Source organism: Nocardioides sp. (genome assembly GCF_047602075.1).
GTDB lineage: Bacteria > Actinomycetota > Actinomycetes > Propionibacteriales > Nocardioidaceae > Nocardioides.
Map to the genome: position 1 here is coordinate 1170640 of NZ_JASGIF010000001.1, position 15958 is coordinate 1186597.

Here is a 15958-nt window from a genome sequence, read left to right on the forward strand (position 1 = left end):
TGTGTGGCCGGACCAGGTCTGATGGCCGGACGGGTCAGCCCTGCCGCTGGTCGCAACCCGATCGGCACCCATGTCCTGGTCGGCCGCGGACTGGTCGCCGGCGCCGTGGCGCAGGCTGAGGAGCTCGACTGCGAAACGCTCCAGATCTTCGCCGGCAATCCGCGGGGCTGGGCGCTGACGGCCGGTGACCCACGGCAGGATCAGGCATTCCGGGATGCCTGCTCCCGGCGAGGTTGGCGAGTCTTCGTGCACGCGCCGTACCTCGTCAATCCCGGCTCGCCCACTCCGGACACCTACCGCCGGTCCGTCGCAAGCGTCGCGCACAACCTGACCAGGGCCGCTGCCCTCGGAGCCGAGGGCGTCGTCGTGCACACAGGTTCGTACGTCGATCCGTCGCCCGGGGACGAAGGTCGCCTCGCGGCGCTGCTGCGCGTGCGCGAGGGGCTTCTGCCGATCCTGGACGGACTGGCCGAGGGCGACCCTTGGCTGCTTCTCGAGCCCACGGCCGGACAGGGCCGCTCCCTGTGCGCAGGCATCACAGACCTCGAGCCCTATCTCGCCGCCCTCGACCACCACCCCAAGGTCGGCATCTGCCTGGACACCTGCCACGCCTTCGCCGCGGGGGCACCGCTGGACGAGCCGGGCGGCGCAACCGCCGCACTCGATCAGCTGGACGAGGTCGCCGGCGCCGGCCGACTGCGCCTCATCCACGCCAACGACTCACTCGACGTGCGCGGGTCTGCACGCGACCGGCACGAGCGGATCGGCGCCGGCCACATCGGCACCGGTGCGTTCATCGAGCTGTTCGCCCACCCGGCCACCGACGGGGTTCCGTTCATCTTGGAGACACCGGGATCGCGGGGCCGCGACGACGGCGACATCCCGGTGCTCAAGCGACTGCGGGCGCGAGCCCGGCGCGGTGCCACCGGCAGAACCGCAGAGACACCGCGTTGACCCGCGAGCGACGGATGGCGCTGCTCGCGACCCTCACCCTGCTCGGCGTGACCGCCGCGTGGGGGTCGACGTTCTTCATGACCAAGGACCTGCTCGAGCGGATGTCCCTGCTGGACTACCTCGCCGTGCGCTTCACCATCGGTGCCTTCTTCGTCGCAGCGTTGGCGCCCCGGTCGTTGACCAGGCTGTCTCGGGAGTCGCTTCGTCACGCGGTGGTGCTGGGGCTGCTCTACGGGGTTGCCCAGATCATCCAGACCGCCGGTCTCGACCTGACCCCGGCGAGCGTGGCTGGGTTCATCACGGGGATGTACGTCGTGCTCACCCCGGTGCTGGCAGCGCTCATCCTGCGCACGCGGATCGGCGGCTGGACCTGGTTCGCGGTAGCCCTGGCCATGGTCGGCCTTGCGGTGCTCACGCTCGACGGGTTCTCCATCGGCTACGGCGAGGCGCTGGTCCTGGTCTCGGCGGTGCTGTACGCCGGTCACATCGTCGGGCTGGGCGCATGGTCCAAGCCGGAGCTGGCGATCGGGATGTCCGTCGTGCAGCTCGCCGTGATCGCGGTGGTTGCTTGGGTGGCAACCGTCCCCGACGGCGTCGCGATGCCGACCCACGCCGCCGACTGGGCGCGGCTGATCTACATGGCCGTCTTCGCCGGAGCGCTCGCCCTCCTCGGACAGACCTGGGCACAGGCGCATCTGCCCGCCACCCGGAGCGCGATCATCATGGCCATGGAGCCCGTCTTCGCGGCCCTCTTCGCCGTCCTGTTCGGCGGCGAGCACGCCACGAGACGGATGCTCGTCGGTGGCGTCCTAGTCCTCGCCGCCATGCTGCTCGTCGAGCTGCTTCCTCGTCGCCGGGTGGAGGCCGAGGTCACCCACCTCACCGTCTGACGCTCCCTACCCGGCTAGGTCCTGTCCGCCGCCGATTCGGACCACTTGGGGGCTTCAGTCCCTTGCCAGACCCCCAGAATGGTCCGGATCGTCGACCGGATCGTGGACGCCGAGGCCGGCGGCAACCACGGAGTGGCTACCGTCTCTGGTGTGCGTCGCAAGGACTACTTTGGCCGCCTGCCGGGAAGCTTCCGGGCAGGGCGGTCGCTGACCACACCCTTCACCCAACGCCCCGGCCGCCGGTCCGGGGCGTTCGTCATGTCCGACTCGGCAGCGGCCGTCGATGAAAGAGGAGAACCATGGTCGTCGTGATGGCCCCCGGGGCCACCGAGGAGGATGTTGCGCGGGTCGTCGCCCGCGTGGAAGAAGTGGGAGGCGAAGCGTTCGTCTCCGCCGGGGTGGTGCGCACCATCATCGGCCTGGTCGGTGACATCGACTCCTTCCACGGGCTCAACCTGCGCGCGCTGCCCGGCGTGGCCGATGTCCATCGGATCTCCGACCCCTACAAGCTGGTCAGCCGTCAACACCATCCGGAGCGGTCGACCGTGTGGGTCGGCACCGATCGGCCGGTGCCGATCGGTCCGGACACCTTCACCTTCATCGCCGGCCCCTGCGCGGTCGAGACGCTCGACCAGACCCTCGAGGCAGCGCGGATGGCTCAGGCGGCCGGCGCGACGTTGATCCGGGGCGGTGCCTACAAGCCGCGCACGTCGCCGTACGCCTTCCAGGGCCTCGGGGTCGCCGGCCTGGAGATCCTTGTCGAGGCTCGGCGGCAGACCGGCCTGCCGGTCGTCACCGAGGTGGTCGACGCGCGCGACGTCGAGGTGGTGGCCGAGCACGCCGACATGCTGCAGGTCGGCACCCGCAACATGGCGAACTTCGGCCTCCTGCAGGCGGTCGGGCGGGCCGGCAAGCCGGTGCTCCTCAAGCGCGGGATGACCGCGACCATCGAGGAGTGGCTGATGGCGGCGGAGTACATCGCCCAGCGCGGCAATCTCGACGTGGTGCTGTGCGAACGCGGGATCCGGACCTTCGAGCCGGCCACCCGCAACACGCTCGACATCTCGGCCGTCCCGGTCGTCCAGGCGACCAGTCATCTGCCCGTGATCATCGATCCCTCCCACGCTGCCGGTCGCAAGGACCTGATCGTGCCGCTGTCTCGGGCCGGGATCGCGGTCGGCGCCGACGGTGTCATCGTCGACGTGCACCCGCACCCGGAGACCGCCCTGGTGGACGGCGCCCAAGCGCTCGTCGACAGCGACCTTCGCGCCCTCGCCCAGGCCGTCCGGCAGCTGCCCGGCATGGTCGGCCGGGTGGACGCCTCGCAGTGGCCAGTGCCGGCGCGGTGACGTGACAGGGTGGCGTGACAAGGTGACCTGAGGGCCTGGCGCCAGCACGCCCGCCCTCGTCTCGTCAGATGCGGACAGCCAGCTGGGTGCGGTTCCGGACACCGAGCTTGCGAAAGATCGAGGACAGATGAGCCTCGACCGTGCGCTCGGACAGCACCAGCAGCTCGGCGACCTCGCGGTTGGAGAGCCCGCCACTGACGGCTTCGGCGACTCGTCGCTCGGCAGGAGTGAGCGTCGCCAGGTCGCCGCGCCGGACCGTCACGCCGTCGGGTCGGTCGATCGGCGCCGTGCACGGATGCTCCAGTTGCGCGATCTCGCGCTCGATGCGTCGGACATAGCCGAGCGCGCCCATCGCCGTGAACCGCTCCCCGGCCGACTCGAGGAGTCGGATCGCGTCGCGGCGGCGACCCTGCCGGGCAGCGTGACTGCCGAGGAGCCAGGCGAGCCGGGCTGCGGTGGACCGCTCTGCGGGCAGCGTCGCGGAGCTGGCGAGGAGTTCCGCTTCCGCGGCCGCCTGGGCAGAGTCCAGGTCGCCGACCCAATCGGCCCACGCGCGAACCAGCGCGGGGACAGGGCGACCGGCGAAGAGAGGATCGTGCAGATCGGCGACCAGCTGCCTCGCCCGGGTGTGATCTCCGGCCACGGCAACGGCGGTGGCCAGTTCGAGCCGATACTCCGGACCCAGCCCGGACAAGCGTCCACGCCCCGGTGTGGCCAGCAGTTCGAGGATCGCCACGAAGCCCTCGTCGTCGCCGACCACGAGCGGCACATAGACAGAACACTCGAGATGACCGTTGCCGAGCTCGACAGCGTCGCTGCCGGCGGCAAGCTCACGCGCCGCCACCAGGTGAAGCCGCGCACCCACGACATCGCCCCGCCAGGCCAGCGCCTTGCCGAGCAGCATGTGAGAGAGCGCGGCGACCACCGGCTGATCCGTCGAGAGAGCCGTGGCCCGTTCCAGCATCGGAATCCCGCGCGGGATATCGCCGATCCAGACATCGGCGACCCCGACGAGCCACGCCAGCTCGGCCAGCGGCACCCCCGGGTCGTCCGCGGCTCCTTCATCGTCGGGGAGGTCGATATGGCTCCCCAGCGCAGGGCGCACGTCCTGGGGGCGGGTCAGACCGAGGGCCACCAGTGCCGCCAGGGCAGACAGGCGCACGTCCTCGTGCAGCCGGACCTCGTCGCGATGCGCCGCCGCTGCGCGCTCCAGTTGATCGACCGCACCAGGCACCCCGCTGCGGATACCTACCACACCTGCCACGGCGTCGGCGACGAACGCTGCCTCGGTCCGCTCCTCGGGTGCAGACCGCTTGAGCAGCGACGCGGCCGCCGCGCAAACCCGCTCGGCCTGGTCGGGTCTCAGCGTGAGCTGCTCACGCAGAAAGGCAGCGGCCAGCACGCCGGCCGCGTCAGAGCCCTCCATGGCATGAGGATAGTGGCCGCAACCGGATCCAGGCCGCTCTCATCCAACGGATCCGCAACGTCTCGTCGCCGAGAAACATCTGCGAGAAGTTAAGGGAAACCACGGATGCGACGAGCAGGTGGCCCTGGGTTTGCTGGTCAGCGAACCCGTAACCCAGAGGAGGGGTCATGTCCGGTGGGTCTACTGCTCGGTCGTTCACCGTTCTTGCCGCCACCGCCGTCCTCGCTGCCACCGCACCACTGGTGGCCGCCGGTGACGCGTCGGCGCACGATGCGAAACCCAGACCGGGCGCTGCCGGGATCGGTGATCCGTACTTCCCGCTTGCGGGCAATGGGGGGTACGACGTCAAGCACTACGACCTGGCGCTCGACTACCGACCGAAGAGCGGAGTTCTCCACGGCAAGGCGAGGATCAGCGCCAAGGCCACTCAGAGCCTGTCCCGGTTCAACCTCGACTTCCACGGACTCAAGATCCGGTCACTGACCGTCGGCGGCCACCCGGCGTCGTACCAGCGACACGGGGACGAGCTCATCGTCACACCGCGCTCGGCGCTGCGCAGGGGACAGCGCTTCACGACGGTCGTGACGTACGACGGCGTACCCCGCCTGATCACCAACGAAGCGCTGGGCGAGGGCGGCTTCTTCCAGACCGATGACGGCGCGCTGGCCTCGGGCCAGCCGTTCGTCGCGTCCACGTGGTTCCCGGTCAACGACCACCCGCTGGACAAGGCGTCGTACGGCATCACGGTCACCGTGCCGAAGGGCGTCGAGGCGATCTCCAACGGCACCCTGCTCGGAAAGCGAACCTCTGCGAAGACGACCACCTGGCGGTGGCGGGCCACCGACCCGATGGCGTCCTACCTGGCGACCGTGGCGATCGGCCAGTTCAACATCTCGCAACGGACCGTCCGCGGCATCCACTACCTCGACGCGGTCGACCCGTCCTTCTACGACCCGGTCGTGACCGCGACCCACGGCTCGAAGTTCGCCTGGTCCCAGAAGGCCGACGCGTCCTACAAGCGGCTGCAGACCACTCTCACCCCCACCCCGGGCGACTCGACGCTGTCGTTCAAGATCAACCGAGACACCGAACCCGACTTCGACTACGTGTTCGTCGAGGCGGCGCCCGTCGGCACCCAGAAGTGGACCACGCAGCCAGAGGCCGGCGGTGCGACCAGCCAAGACACCAGTCTGGAGACGTGCGCGAACGTGCTCTCGGTGGTCCATCCGTTCCTCAAGCACTACCTCACCGACCCCGGCGACGACGCACAGTGCGAGCCTTCGGGGACGACCGGCAAGTGGTGGGCCGCCAGCGGAGCCAGCGACGGCTGGGAGAAGTGGTCCTTCGACCTCTCCGCCTACAACGGACAGTCGGTCAAGGTAGCCATCACCTACGCCTCCGACCCGGGCTGGCAGCTCAACGGCGTCGCCCTCGACCAGGTGAACGCGCCGGGCACCGCCGCCGACACCTCCTTCGAGCACGGGCTCGGCGCTTGGAAGACACCGAAGCCGCCGGACGGGACGAACGAGAACACCTGGATCGCCACCAAGCGGGGGCCGGAGCCGCTCGGCACCACCATCGACGCCACACTGCCACGCCAACCCGAGATCATCTCCGTCCTCTCCTCCTACTTCGGGCCCTACCCGTGGAAGGAAGCGGGCGCGATCGTCGACAACATCGACCTCGGCTGGGCGTTGGAGAACCAGACCCGCCCCTTCTACGCCCCCTGGGTGTTCGAGGACGAGGTCCAGGCCAACTACACCATTGCCCACGAGCTCACCCACCAGTGGTTCGGCAACAGCCTGGCCCTGGGTCGCTGGCAAGACATCTGGCTCAACGAAGGCTTCGCCACCTACGCCGAGTGGCTCTGGCTCGAGCACGAGGGGTTGGAGGATCCCTCCGCCCTCTTCCACAACTCGCTCGACGGCATTCCGGCCGACGATCCGTTCTGGACGCTGGCGATCGGCGCCCCTGGCCCCGCACACCTCTTCGACGGCGAGGTCTACTGGCGAGGCGCCATGACGCTCCAAGCACTGCGCGAGCGGATCGGTGACAAGGCGTTCCTCAAACTGCTCAAGACCTGGCCCGCGCAGCACGCCGGCGGCAACGTCACCACGCCGCAGTTCGTCAAGCTTGCCGAACACATCTCCGGCAAGCACCTCAAGGGATTCTTCAAGAACTGGCTCGGCACCGGCTACCCCGGCAAGGCACCGGCCTCGGCACGCACGCAGCCCAACGTCGGAAAGGCACTCCTCGGGGTGTACTCACCCTCGCAGCGTCACCGGCGCTGACTCCGCTCGGGCGGGCTTCCGGCGAGGCATATGTCTTGCCGGAAGCCCACTCTCGAGTCGTCGTTGATGCGGGCTGCGGCCCGTCATGAACGGGCGGCCCACTTTGCGTCGAACTCTGCGCGCACGACTTCAGCGGGGATCCCGCGCGAGGGGTCTGCCTTGATGGCGTCCTATGCCGCGACCACCTCCGTGCGCAGCCAAGCCTCCGCTGCCCCACCGAAGGCCTCGTCCGGGTCCACCGTTTCAAGCAGGCGGATCGCCAGCCGCCGGCGCGCGTCAGCAGGCAGAGACATCCCCGCCTCGAGAGCCTCCGACTCACTCATGGACACATCCCGAGTCTACGCTCAGTTGGCGACAAGCGCCTTCAGAGTGGCCGCCGAGCCAGGCGGTCATCCAGGCCGAGCCGGGCTGCTGCCACGGTGGCTCACAGGCCGGCGAGGATCGCGGCGGCCCGCTCGGCGCCGGCGCGGGTGATGTCGAGGTGGGTGACCAGCCGGACGGTGGTCGGCCCGACGGTCGCGATCCGGACACCCTGCTCTGCGGCCTTGCCGACGAACGCGGCAGCGTCGGCGCGCTCGAAGACGACGATGTTGGTGTCCACCGTCTGGGGATCCAGGCCGACGGCCTCGGCGAGCAGACGAGCATGCTCGTGGTCGTCGGCCAGGCGGTCCAGGTGGTGATCGAGGGCGTAGAGCCCGGCGGCGGCGAGCACACCGACCTGCCGCATGCCGGCGCCGAGGCGCTTGCGCCAGACTCGCGCCTCGGCGATCGCGTCGGCGGGCCCGAGGACCAGCGAGCCCACCGGGGCACCGAGTCCCTTCGACAGACAGACCGCCATCGCGTCGGCGACGGCGCCGTACTGCTCCAGCGGCACTCCGGTGGCCACGTGCGCGTTCCAGATCCGGGCGCCGTCCAGGTGCACGTGCACGCCGGCCTCGTCGGCGAACCGACGCAGCTCCTGCAGCTCGACCAAGGGCAGGACCGCACCGCCGGCGAAGTTGTGGGTGTTCTCGACCGAGATCGCGGCGGTGCGCACGAAGAAGGGCCCCATGTCGGGGGCAAGCAGGGAACCTACGACGTCCAGGTCGATCTGGCCCCGTGGGTGGATCCAGGTCCGCATGGTCAGCCCGGTCAGGGCGCCATGGGCACCGAGCTCGGCCCGAGCGATGTGGGCGGAGGCCTCGCAGAGCACCTCCTGGCCGGCCGCCACCAGCGATCGGACGGCGAGCAGGTTGGCCAGCGACCCGGTCGGGGTGAACAGGGCCGCCTCGTGGCCGAAGAGCCCGGCGATCCGCTCCTCGAGGGCGCGCACGGTCGGGTCTTCGCCGTACACGTCGTCGCCGACCTCGGCAGAGGCCATCGCGGCCCGCATCCCCTCGGTAGGAGAGGTGAGCGTGTCGGAGCGGAGGTCGATCATCGCAGCCGGGCCAGCGTCGAACGTCTCACGGACGCCGGTCGGCCGAGCGGAGCATCTGCGCGACCAGGAAGGCCAACTCCAGCGACTGGACTCGGTTCAGCCGAGGGTCGCAGACGGTCTCGTAGCGGTTCGCCAGGTCGATCTCGGCCAGCTCCTCACCGCCGCCGACGCACTCGGTGACGTCGTCACCGGTGAGCTCGACGTGCAGACCGCCCGGCCAGGTGCCGAGCGAGCGGTGCACGTCGAAGAAGCCCTGCACCTCGGCGATCACGTCGTCGAACGCACGGGTCTTGTAGCCCGAGGACGCCTCGAAGGTGTTGCCGTGCATCGGGTCGCACACCCAGGCGACCTCGACACCCGCGGCAGTGACCTTCTCGACCAGCTCGGGCAGCAGGTCGCGGATCCGACCGGCACCGAAGCGGGTGACGAAGGTGAGCCGGCCCGCCTGGTTGTCCGGATTGAGCCGGGCGGCGAGCGCCAACGCGTCGTCGGGCGAGACGCCCGGACCGAGTTTGACGCCGATCGGGTTGCGGATGTGGCTGAGCAGCTCGACGTGCGCGTTGTCGATCTGGCGGGTGCGCTCACCGATCCAGACGAAGTGGCCGGAGACGTCGTACGGCAACTGGGTGCGCGAGTCGATGCGGGTCATCGCGTGTTCGTATTCCAGCAGCAACGCCTCGTGGGAGGAGTGCACGTCGACGCGGTGGAACTCGTCCGGGTCGGCGCCGATGGCGGTCATGAAGGTCAGCGCGCGCTCGATCTCGTTGGCCACCGATTCATACTGCTGACCGATCGGCGACTCGCGCACGAAGTCGGTGTTCCAGGTGTGCACCTGGCGCAGGTCGGCGTAGCCGCCGGTGACGAAGGCGCGCACCAGGTTCAGCGTCGCCGCCGAGGCGTTGTAGACGTCGAGAAGCCGCTGGGGGTCGGGGCGGCGCGCCTCCTCGGTGAACTCGAAGCCGTTGACGGCGTCGCCGCGGTAGGCCGGCAGCGAGACACCGTTGCGGGTCTCGACGTCGGAGGACCTGGGCTTGGCGTATTGGCCCGCGAGCCGGCCGACCTTGACCACCGGCACCGACGCGGCATAGGTGAGCACCACCGCCATCTGCAGCAGGACCCGGAGCTTGTTGCGGACGTTGTCCGCGGTCACTCCCGAGAGCGTCTCGGCGCAGTCGCCGCCCTGGAGCAAGAACGCCTCCCCCCGAGCGACGGCGCCGATCTTCTCGGTGAGCTCGTCGCACTCCCCCGCAAACACCAGCGGCGGCATGGTCCGCAGCTTGGCCACCGCCGCGTCCCGCTGGGCGCGGTCGGGGTAGGTCGGCTGCTGGGCGGGACCGAGCGCATGCAGCGTGTCGAGGTCGGGGATGGTCACCGGAACAGGGTACGCGCTGGCGTCCCTCCGAGCGGCATCCGCCGACGGTGCGTCAGAGGACGCGATCAGCCGAAGAAGACGGCCGCTTCGGCGTACTTCTCCGGGGTGACCAGCTTGAGCTCGCTGGTGCCCTCCGCGAGCGGCACCCGCGCGATGTCGGTGCCGCGCAGCGCCATCATCTTGCCGAAGTCGCCCTCGGCGATGGCGTCGCTGGCGTGCAGGCCGAAGCGGGTGGCAAGCCAGCGGTCGAACGCGGTGGGCGTGCCGCCACGCTGGAGGTGGCCCAGCACCACGGAGCGGGACTCCAGACCAGTGCGCGCCTCGAGCTCCTCCGCGACCCGGTCGGCGATCCCGCCGAGGCGAACGTGGCCGAACGCGTCGACCTCGCCCGACTGCAGAGTCATCGCGCCGCCCTCCCGCGGCACAGCGCCCTCGGAGACGACGACGAGCGGTGCGTGCCCGGTCGCGAAGCGGCTCTCGACCAGCCCGGCGACGTCCTCGATGTCGAAGGGGACCTCGGGGATCAGCACCACGTTGGCGCCACTGGCCATGCCGGAGTGCAGCGCGATCCAGCCCGCGTGCCGGCCCATCACCTCGATGACCAGGACGCGGTGGTGGGACTCCGCGGTGGTCCGGACCCGGTCGATCGCCTCGGTGGCGATGCTGACCGCGGTGTCGAAGCCGAAGGTGAAGTCGGTGCCGCTGAGGTCGTTGTCGATCGTCTTCGGGACGCCGACGGCCTTGACGCCCAGCTCGGCCAGCTTGGTGGCGACGCCGAGGGTGTCCTCGCCGCCGATCGCGAGCAGGGCGTCGACCCCGCTCGCCGCCAGGCTGTCCTTGATCCGCTCCACGCCGCCGTCGAGCTTGAACGGGTTCGTGCGGGAGGAGCCGAGGATGGTGCCACCACGGGCCAAGATGTCGTCCACCTGCTCGAGGCCGAGCGGCATGGTGAGGTTCTCCAGCGGGCCCTTCCAGCCGTCGCGGAACCCGACGAACTCGAAGCCGTGGGTGTCGACACCCTTGCGTACGGCGCCGCGGATCACCGCGTTCAGGCCGGGGCAGTCGCCGCCTCCGGTGAGGACTCCCACTCGCATGGTGCGCTCCTGATCATGAAGGTCGATGGGATCGATCTGGGCCTGCGAATCCGAGGGCGTCCGGGATCGTCCGGCTGCTCTCTGGGCCCGCTCACGAGCCTAGTGGTCCCCGTCGACGGCCCGGTCACCCGGTCCGCGTGGTGGCTGGCCGGGTGAGGTCAGCCGGGGAAGCCGGCGTGCACGTGGTCGTGGTGGGTGTCGTCGCTGAAGAACTGCGGCGCAGCGCCGAGCAGGTAGGGGCCTCCGACGTTGTCGGAGCCCGCCTCGGCCGCGGCCCGCATGAAGGCTGTGACCAGACGCTCGGGGGTGTCCGGGTCGACCACCGCGCGGTCGTTGATCCGCCAGGTGTCGAAGGCCAGGCCCTGGGGGTGATCGCTGAGTCGGTCGGTGCCGAAGACGTACGTCGGGTGCCCCGACCGCAGCACCGACACCCCGATCCGATAGGGCTTGGCGAGGACGAGCATGGTCGACAGGACCGCATCGTGGATCTGACCCGACAGCACGTCGGCTCGGGCCGCGGGCGGCAGGTCGATCCGGTCGTGGGTGACCACCTCCTGGGCCAGCGTCGACGGCTTCGCCAAAGGCGGTCCGGGCCGGGACGGGCGCACCCCGGTGACCCGCCAACGAGACGCGCTCACCCGCGTCAGCCTCACGTCGTAGGTCCGGCCGCCCTCGGCCACTCGTCGGCGCAGCAACCGCCAGGACCGGCACGGGACCAGCACACTGGCTGAGTCGGCGAGGAGCCCGCCGTACTGCGCCATGATCACCTGCGTCGCGATGCGCGGCCCGTTGCCGAGCTCCTCCAGGTGGCGGACGGCCGCGAGCTTGCACTCGGGCTCGAGGTCCCCCGGGCTCGGCTGCCAGCGCTCGACAGCTGGCAGCGTCGGTCCTGCTGGGGAGGACTCGGCCGAGGACGGAGATCCGGCCGGAGTGTCCGACGACTCGCTCCCGCCTGGCGATGTCGTCGAGTTCGGACCCCCCTTCCCCGTGCAGCCCACCAGCACGCTCGATCCGGCAGCGAGCAGCACACCCCGCCGCGACAGGGTCCGCGCTCGCTCGTGATCGACCACACCCCATTGTGACGGCGACTTGTGAGGGCGCCAGCCCAACTCCTGCGGGAGGCGGCAGCCCACTACGCTCCGACCAGGGCCGCCCGATCCTGCGCGGAGACCACCTGAGGAGGAGCAATGAGCATCCTGGCCATCGATGCCGGCACGACCGGTGTCACCGCGGTCATCGTCACCGACGAGGGGACGATCGCCGTCAAGGGCTATCAGGAGTTCACTCAGAACTTCCCGCGCCCCGGCTGGGTCGAGCACGAGCCCGAGGAGATCTGGCAGGCGACGCTGGCGGCCACCCGTGAGGCGCTGGCATCGTACGACGCCAGCCAGCTGCGGGCCGTCGGCATCACCAACCAGCGCGAGACGATCGCTCTGTGGGATCGCGAGACGCTGGCCTCGCCGCGTCGCGCGATCGTCTGGCAGGACCGGCGCACGGCTGACATCTGCCTCGGTCTGCGCGAGGCAGGTCACGAGGAGCGGGTCGCGGAGGTGACCGGGCTCCGGCTGGACCCCTACTTCTCCGCCACCAAGCTCACCTGGCTGCGGGAGAACGAGCCGCACACCTGGGCGCTCGTGGAGTCCGGCAGGTATGCGCTCGGCACCGTCGACTCCTACCTGATCGCCCGGATGTCGCGCGGCACCTGGCACGTCACCGATGTGTCCAACGCGTCACGCACGCTGCTGTTCGATCTCGCAGCGGGCGACTGGTCCGACGAGATGTGTGAGCTGTTCGGTGTGCCGCGCGACGCGCTCCCCGAGCTCGTGCCCAGCTGGGGCGAGATCGCCACGACCGACCCGGCGACGTTCTGTGACCTCTCCCTGCCGATCGCGGGCATCGCCGGCGACCAGCAGTCGGCGCTGTTCGGGCAGACCTGCCTCGACCCCGGGGACTCCAAGTGCACCTACGGCACCGGATCGTTCATCTTGACCAACACCGGCACGACCGTGCGCCACTCCCAGGCTGGACTGCTCAGCACCGCTGCATGGCGTTCGCCCGACGGGGTGCCGACCTATGCCGAGGAGGGCTCGATCTTCGTCACCGGGGCGGCGGTCCAGTGGCTGCGGGACGGACTGCAGATCATCGGCTCGGCCCGGGAGACGCAGGCCCTGGCCTCCTCGGTGCCCGACTCCGGCGACGTGGTGTTCGTGCCGGCGCTGACGGGTCTCGGTGCACCGCACTGGGATCCGCAGGCACGCGGGCTGATCATCGGGCTGACCCGCGGCACCACCCGAGCCCACCTGGTGCGCGCGACCTTGGAGGCCATCACCTTCGAGGTGCGTGACGTGCTCGCGACCATGCAGCTCGGCGACACGTTGCGGGTCGACGGTGGCGCCGCCGCCAACGACCTGCTCTGCCAGATCCAGGCCGATCAGCTGGGCGTGCCGGTGGAGCGACCGAAGATCGTGGAGACCACCGCCCTGGGGGCCGCCTTCCTGGCCGGGCTCGGTGTGGGCGTCTGGGGCTCTCCCGACGACCTGCGCCGGACCTGGGCCCTGGATCGGCGCTTCGAGCCCTCGACTGACCGCGCGGCCGCCGATGCCGCCTATGCCCGCTGGACCGACGCCGTCGCCCGCTCCAAGGGCTGGGCACAGTAGGGGCGGCTCTCAGTCGAGTGAGTCGAGGTGCGCCTCGGCCTCGTCTTGAGCCGACTCGGCAGCGGCGAGCTCCTCGTCCGCTCCGGCGAGCGCCTCACGCGCATCGCCCAAGCGCTCGTCGTTGTCCTCGGTCTCTGCTTCGAGCGTGGCAGTACGACGACGCAGCTCGTCGATCTCCGAGGCCAGCCTCAGTGCCGTCGCCTCGAGCTCGTCGACCTCGGCGACGGCTCGCTTTCGGGCACGCTGCGCCCGGGAGAAGGCGGCGCGAGCGTCGAGAAGCGCCTCCTTGGCCTCCCGGCGAGACTGCTCTCGCGCACGGCGCGCGGCCCGAGCCTCACCGGCGTCGTCGCCGGCTCTCCCGTCGATGACGGACAACGTGGGAGCCGAGCCGCGGCCGTCCCCGTCGACTGACCCCTCCGCGCGGGAAGTGGCGGTGAAGCCCAGCGACCCAGGGATGGCAAGCGACGGCCCGACCTCGGCTGCCCCTAGGCCGGTGGCTCGCAGTGGCGCGACCAACAGCCCACTGCGCAGGGTCTGCGCCGCAGTCTCGTCGAGCATCGCCGCAGTGAGGGTCGCCTCGACCTGCTCGGCCACGGTGTCGGTGATCCGCTGCCCGTCCTCGGCAGCGAGCGTCCTGGCCCGCGCGGTCACCGCCGACGTCAACAGTCGACGCTGACGAGTCAGCTCACGCAGCGCCGAGCCGTCGAGGCTCGCCTGCGCCTCACGCAGGGCGGCGCCCACGGTGAGGATCTGCTCCACCTGGTCGCTGTCGCGACGCACCAGCAGGTTCACCACCCAAGCGGCGACGGTCGGCTTGCGGAGTGCCTTCACCGCGGTCGCCAGCGCGGCATCGGTGCCCTTCACCTCCTTGGCGCGGGCGTCGCGGACCGAGGTGAACTCGCCCAGCGGCAGTGCGTAGAGGCCGTCCGCTTCCTCCAGCAGACCCTCGGGCGGCCCCCCGGCGCCGGTCATGGTCGCCTGGCGTCGACCCAGGCGCGGTGGCCCGCCAGCGTGCGATCCCACAGGGCGCCGAGCTCGTCCTGGTCGACATGGTCCAGGTGCAGCCCGAATCGGTCGGCGAGCGTCGCGCGCCATTCGTCGTACGTCGTGAGCTCGGTTCTCCCCGGTTCGGGCCCGCACCGTTGCAGCACGCAGCCACGGAGGCTGTCCCAGCCGGTCAGGTCTCGGCGCTGCACCACGAGGAAGCGGGTGAACGACGTGGAGGAGGCGACCTCGCGGTGCGCCGCCTCGATCTCAAGGGGACGGTGTGAGATCTCGACGCCGTCGAACGACCCCTCCGGGGTGTGCAGGAAGGACCAGCCGTCCTCGGTGACGTCACTCAGCCGGTAGCAGAAGACGCCCTGCCGGTGCTCCCCGTCGACCAGCGGCAGCGGGTCGACGAAACCCTCACCGAGGCCGACATCGGCCCACCATCGCCCGGTCGGGTTGCTGTCGGTGGGCAGGTCCGACACCACGACGACGAGGTGGTTGAGCGAGTGGTCGGCGCGGTCGCCGGCGCCGGAGTAGACATGTCCGTGCCGCAGCTCGATCGAGAAGCCCAACGCCTCGAGCAGCGCCGCAAAAACGCCGTTGTGGTGGAAGCAGTAGCCGGCCAGACCCTGCGACGCCACGCGATCCAGCGTTGCATCGACCGCCACCGAAGGCGGCCGCCCCAGCATGATGCCGAGGTTCTCGTAGGGGACCGTGGCGAGATGCCTGCGATGCAGCGCGACCAGGACCTCCCACGTGGGTGGTGGCGAGCTCTGGTAGCCGAGGATCGAGAGGTACGACGCCAGCCCTGCGCTCAAGCGCGGGGCGCGGTCGGGATGGAACGAGGTGGTCATTCGTCTTGGTCGAGACCCTGCTCGATGGCATACCTGGTCAGCTCCACCCGGTTGTGCATCTGCAGCTTGCGCAGTGTGTTCTGCACGTGGTTCTGCACGGTGCGGTGGGAGAGGAACAGGCGCTCGGCGATCTGCTTGTAGCTCATCCCCTTGGCCACCATCTTGAGCACCTCGGTCTCGCGCTCGGTCAGGCGCGGGGTGTCCGGGTCGGAGGGCGGGCCTTCGGAGAGGCGGCGGTATTCGCCTAGCACCAGGCCGGCCAGGCCGGGGGTGAACACGGTGTCGCCCTGTGCCACCCGGTGCACGGCTCTGATCAGCTCCTCGCGGGAGGCCGACTTGACCAGATAGCCGGTCGCGCCAGCCTTGACCGCGGCCAGCACGTCGGCCTGCTCCCCCGACGCGGACAAGATCAGCACCCGCGAGGAGGGGTCGATGGCGACCACCTCGGTGGTCACCTGCACGCCGTTGGGCTCAGGGATCTGCAGGTCCAGCACGACCACCTGGGGTCGGGCCGCGGGGAACCGAGCCAGCGCCTCCGCCCCGGACGCCGCGACCGCCACGACGTCGAAGTCGGCCTCGATCAGGTCGCGCTCGACCGCATCTCGCCACATGGGGTGGTCGTCGACCACCATCACCCGGATCGCGGCGTCTCCCATGTCGGCCG

14 protein-coding genes are annotated in these 15958 nt (G+C 70.3%); 5 read left to right on the forward strand and 9 right to left on the reverse strand.

Features of this window, described 5'->3' with window-relative positions:
- Nucleotides 1–21 precede the first annotated feature (21 nt).
- From QM714_RS05950 to aroF, 3 genes are all read left to right on the forward strand, one after another.
- Nucleotides 22–954, forward strand: a complete 933-nt coding sequence (locus QM714_RS05950; protein ID WP_415098525.1) for a deoxyribonuclease IV — start codon at nucleotides 22–24, stop codon at nucleotides 952–954.
- Entirely contained in the window at nucleotides 951–1844 is an 894-nt protein-coding gene (locus QM714_RS05955; protein ID WP_415098527.1) for a DMT family transporter, read from the forward strand. Before QM714_RS05950 ends, QM714_RS05955 begins: the two co-directional genes overlap by 4 nt.
- Nucleotides 1845–2143: 299 nt before the next feature.
- A complete protein-coding gene (aroF, locus tag QM714_RS05960) occupies nucleotides 2144–3193 on the forward strand; it encodes a 3-deoxy-7-phosphoheptulonate synthase (RefSeq protein ID WP_415098529.1) in 1050 nt (349 codons plus the stop codon).
- A gap of 64 nt (nucleotides 3194–3257) precedes the next feature.
- Here aroF and QM714_RS05965 read toward each other — a convergent pair whose 3' ends face one another.
- Nucleotides 3258–4619 (reverse strand): helix-turn-helix transcriptional regulator, encoded by a 1362-nt coding sequence (locus tag QM714_RS05965; protein ID WP_415098531.1) that lies wholly within the window; start codon nucleotides 4617–4619, stop codon nucleotides 3258–3260.
- A gap of 167 nt (nucleotides 4620–4786) precedes the next feature.
- Here QM714_RS05965 and QM714_RS05970 point away from each other — a divergent pair, with 167 nt between their 5' ends.
- Complete coding sequence (locus tag QM714_RS05970; protein WP_415098533.1) at nucleotides 4787–6910, forward strand: M1 family aminopeptidase; 2124 nt, start codon at nucleotides 4787–4789, stop codon at nucleotides 6908–6910.
- A gap of 170 nt (nucleotides 6911–7080) precedes the next feature.
- Here QM714_RS05970 and QM714_RS05975 read toward each other — a convergent pair whose 3' ends face one another.
- The 5 genes from QM714_RS05975 to QM714_RS05995 all read right to left on the reverse strand — a co-directional run bounded on the left by QM714_RS05975 (nucleotide 7081) and on the right by QM714_RS05995 (nucleotide 11863).
- Nucleotides 7081–7233, reverse strand: coding sequence for a hypothetical protein (locus QM714_RS05975; protein WP_415098535.1), 153 nt, complete (start codon nucleotides 7231–7233; stop codon nucleotides 7081–7083).
- Between the two features lie 101 nt (nucleotides 7234–7334).
- Nucleotides 7335–8327 (reverse strand): threonine aldolase family protein, encoded by a 993-nt coding sequence (locus tag QM714_RS05980; RefSeq protein WP_415098537.1) that lies wholly within the window; start codon nucleotides 8325–8327, stop codon nucleotides 7335–7337.
- Nucleotides 8328–8352: 25 nt separating this feature from the next.
- Nucleotides 8353–9699, reverse strand: a complete 1347-nt coding sequence (locus QM714_RS05985) for a class II 3-deoxy-7-phosphoheptulonate synthase (RefSeq protein ID WP_415098539.1) — start codon at nucleotides 9697–9699, stop codon at nucleotides 8353–8355.
- 65 nt (nucleotides 9700–9764) lie between these two features.
- Nucleotides 9765–10793, reverse strand: coding sequence for a 6-phosphofructokinase (locus QM714_RS05990; protein ID WP_415098541.1), 1029 nt, complete (start codon nucleotides 10791–10793; stop codon nucleotides 9765–9767).
- 158 nt (nucleotides 10794–10951) lie between these two features.
- Nucleotides 10952–11863 (reverse strand): hypothetical protein, encoded by a 912-nt coding sequence (locus tag QM714_RS05995; RefSeq protein WP_415098544.1) that lies wholly within the window; start codon nucleotides 11861–11863, stop codon nucleotides 10952–10954.
- 117 nt (nucleotides 11864–11980) lie between these two features.
- Here QM714_RS05995 and glpK point away from each other — a divergent pair, with 117 nt between their 5' ends.
- Entirely contained in the window at nucleotides 11981–13450 is a 1470-nt protein-coding gene (glpK, locus tag QM714_RS06000; protein ID WP_415098546.1) for a glycerol kinase GlpK, read from the forward strand.
- 9 nt (nucleotides 13451–13459) lie between these two features.
- Here the strand turns inward: glpK and QM714_RS06005 are convergent, their stop codons facing one another.
- Genes QM714_RS06005 through QM714_RS06015 form a run of 3 tightly spaced genes read right to left on the reverse strand, consistent with a single transcriptional unit; the run spans nucleotide 13460 to nucleotide 15950 of the window.
- Nucleotides 13460–14422, reverse strand: a complete 963-nt coding sequence (locus QM714_RS06005) for a hypothetical protein (protein WP_415098548.1) — start codon at nucleotides 14420–14422, stop codon at nucleotides 13460–13462.
- Nucleotides 14419–15294: an arylamine N-acetyltransferase family protein gene (locus QM714_RS06010; protein ID WP_415098550.1), complete on the reverse strand. Its 876-nt coding sequence runs from the start codon at nucleotides 15292–15294 to the stop codon at nucleotides 14419–14421. The genes QM714_RS06005 and QM714_RS06010 overlap by 4 nt, the downstream gene beginning before the upstream one ends.
- Entirely contained in the window at nucleotides 15291–15950 is a 660-nt protein-coding gene (locus QM714_RS06015; RefSeq protein ID WP_415098552.1) for a response regulator, read from the reverse strand. The genes QM714_RS06010 and QM714_RS06015 overlap by 4 nt, the downstream gene beginning before the upstream one ends.
- Nucleotides 15951–15958: the final 8 nt, after the last annotated feature.

Excerpts from the sequence above, each read along its gene's own strand:
- QM714_RS05950 (WP_415098525.1), top strand. The coding sequence starts at position 22 with ATGGCCGGACGGGTCAGCCCTGCCGCTGGTCGCAACCCGATCGGCACC.
- aroF (WP_415098529.1), top strand. The coding sequence starts at position 2,144 with ATGGTCGTCGTGATGGCCCCCGGGGCCACCGAGGAGGATGTTGCGCGG.
- QM714_RS05965 (WP_415098531.1), bottom strand. The coding sequence starts at position 4,619 with ATGGAGGGCTCTGACGCGGCCGGCGTGCTGGCCGCTGCCTTTCTGCGT.
- QM714_RS05970 (WP_415098533.1), top strand. The coding sequence starts at position 4,787 with ATGTCCGGTGGGTCTACTGCTCGGTCGTTCACCGTTCTTGCCGCCACC.
- QM714_RS05975 (WP_415098535.1), bottom strand. The coding sequence starts at position 7,233 with ATGAGTGAGTCGGAGGCTCTCGAGGCGGGGATGTCTCTGCCTGCTGAC.
- QM714_RS05980 (WP_415098537.1), bottom strand. The coding sequence starts at position 8,327 with ATGATCGACCTCCGCTCCGACACGCTCACCTCTCCTACCGAGGGGATG.
- QM714_RS05990 (WP_415098541.1), bottom strand. The coding sequence starts at position 10,793 with ATGCGAGTGGGAGTCCTCACCGGAGGCGGCGACTGCCCCGGCCTGAAC.
- glpK (WP_415098546.1), top strand. The coding sequence starts at position 11,981 with ATGAGCATCCTGGCCATCGATGCCGGCACGACCGGTGTCACCGCGGTC.
- QM714_RS06005 (WP_415098548.1), bottom strand. The coding sequence starts at position 14,422 with ATGACCGGCGCCGGGGGGCCGCCCGAGGGTCTGCTGGAGGAAGCGGAC.
- QM714_RS06010 (WP_415098550.1), bottom strand. The coding sequence starts at position 15,294 with ATGACCACCTCGTTCCATCCCGACCGCGCCCCGCGCTTGAGCGCAGGG.
- QM714_RS06015 (WP_415098552.1), bottom strand. The coding sequence starts at position 15,950 with ATGGGAGACGCCGCGATCCGGGTGATGGTGGTCGACGACCACCCCATG.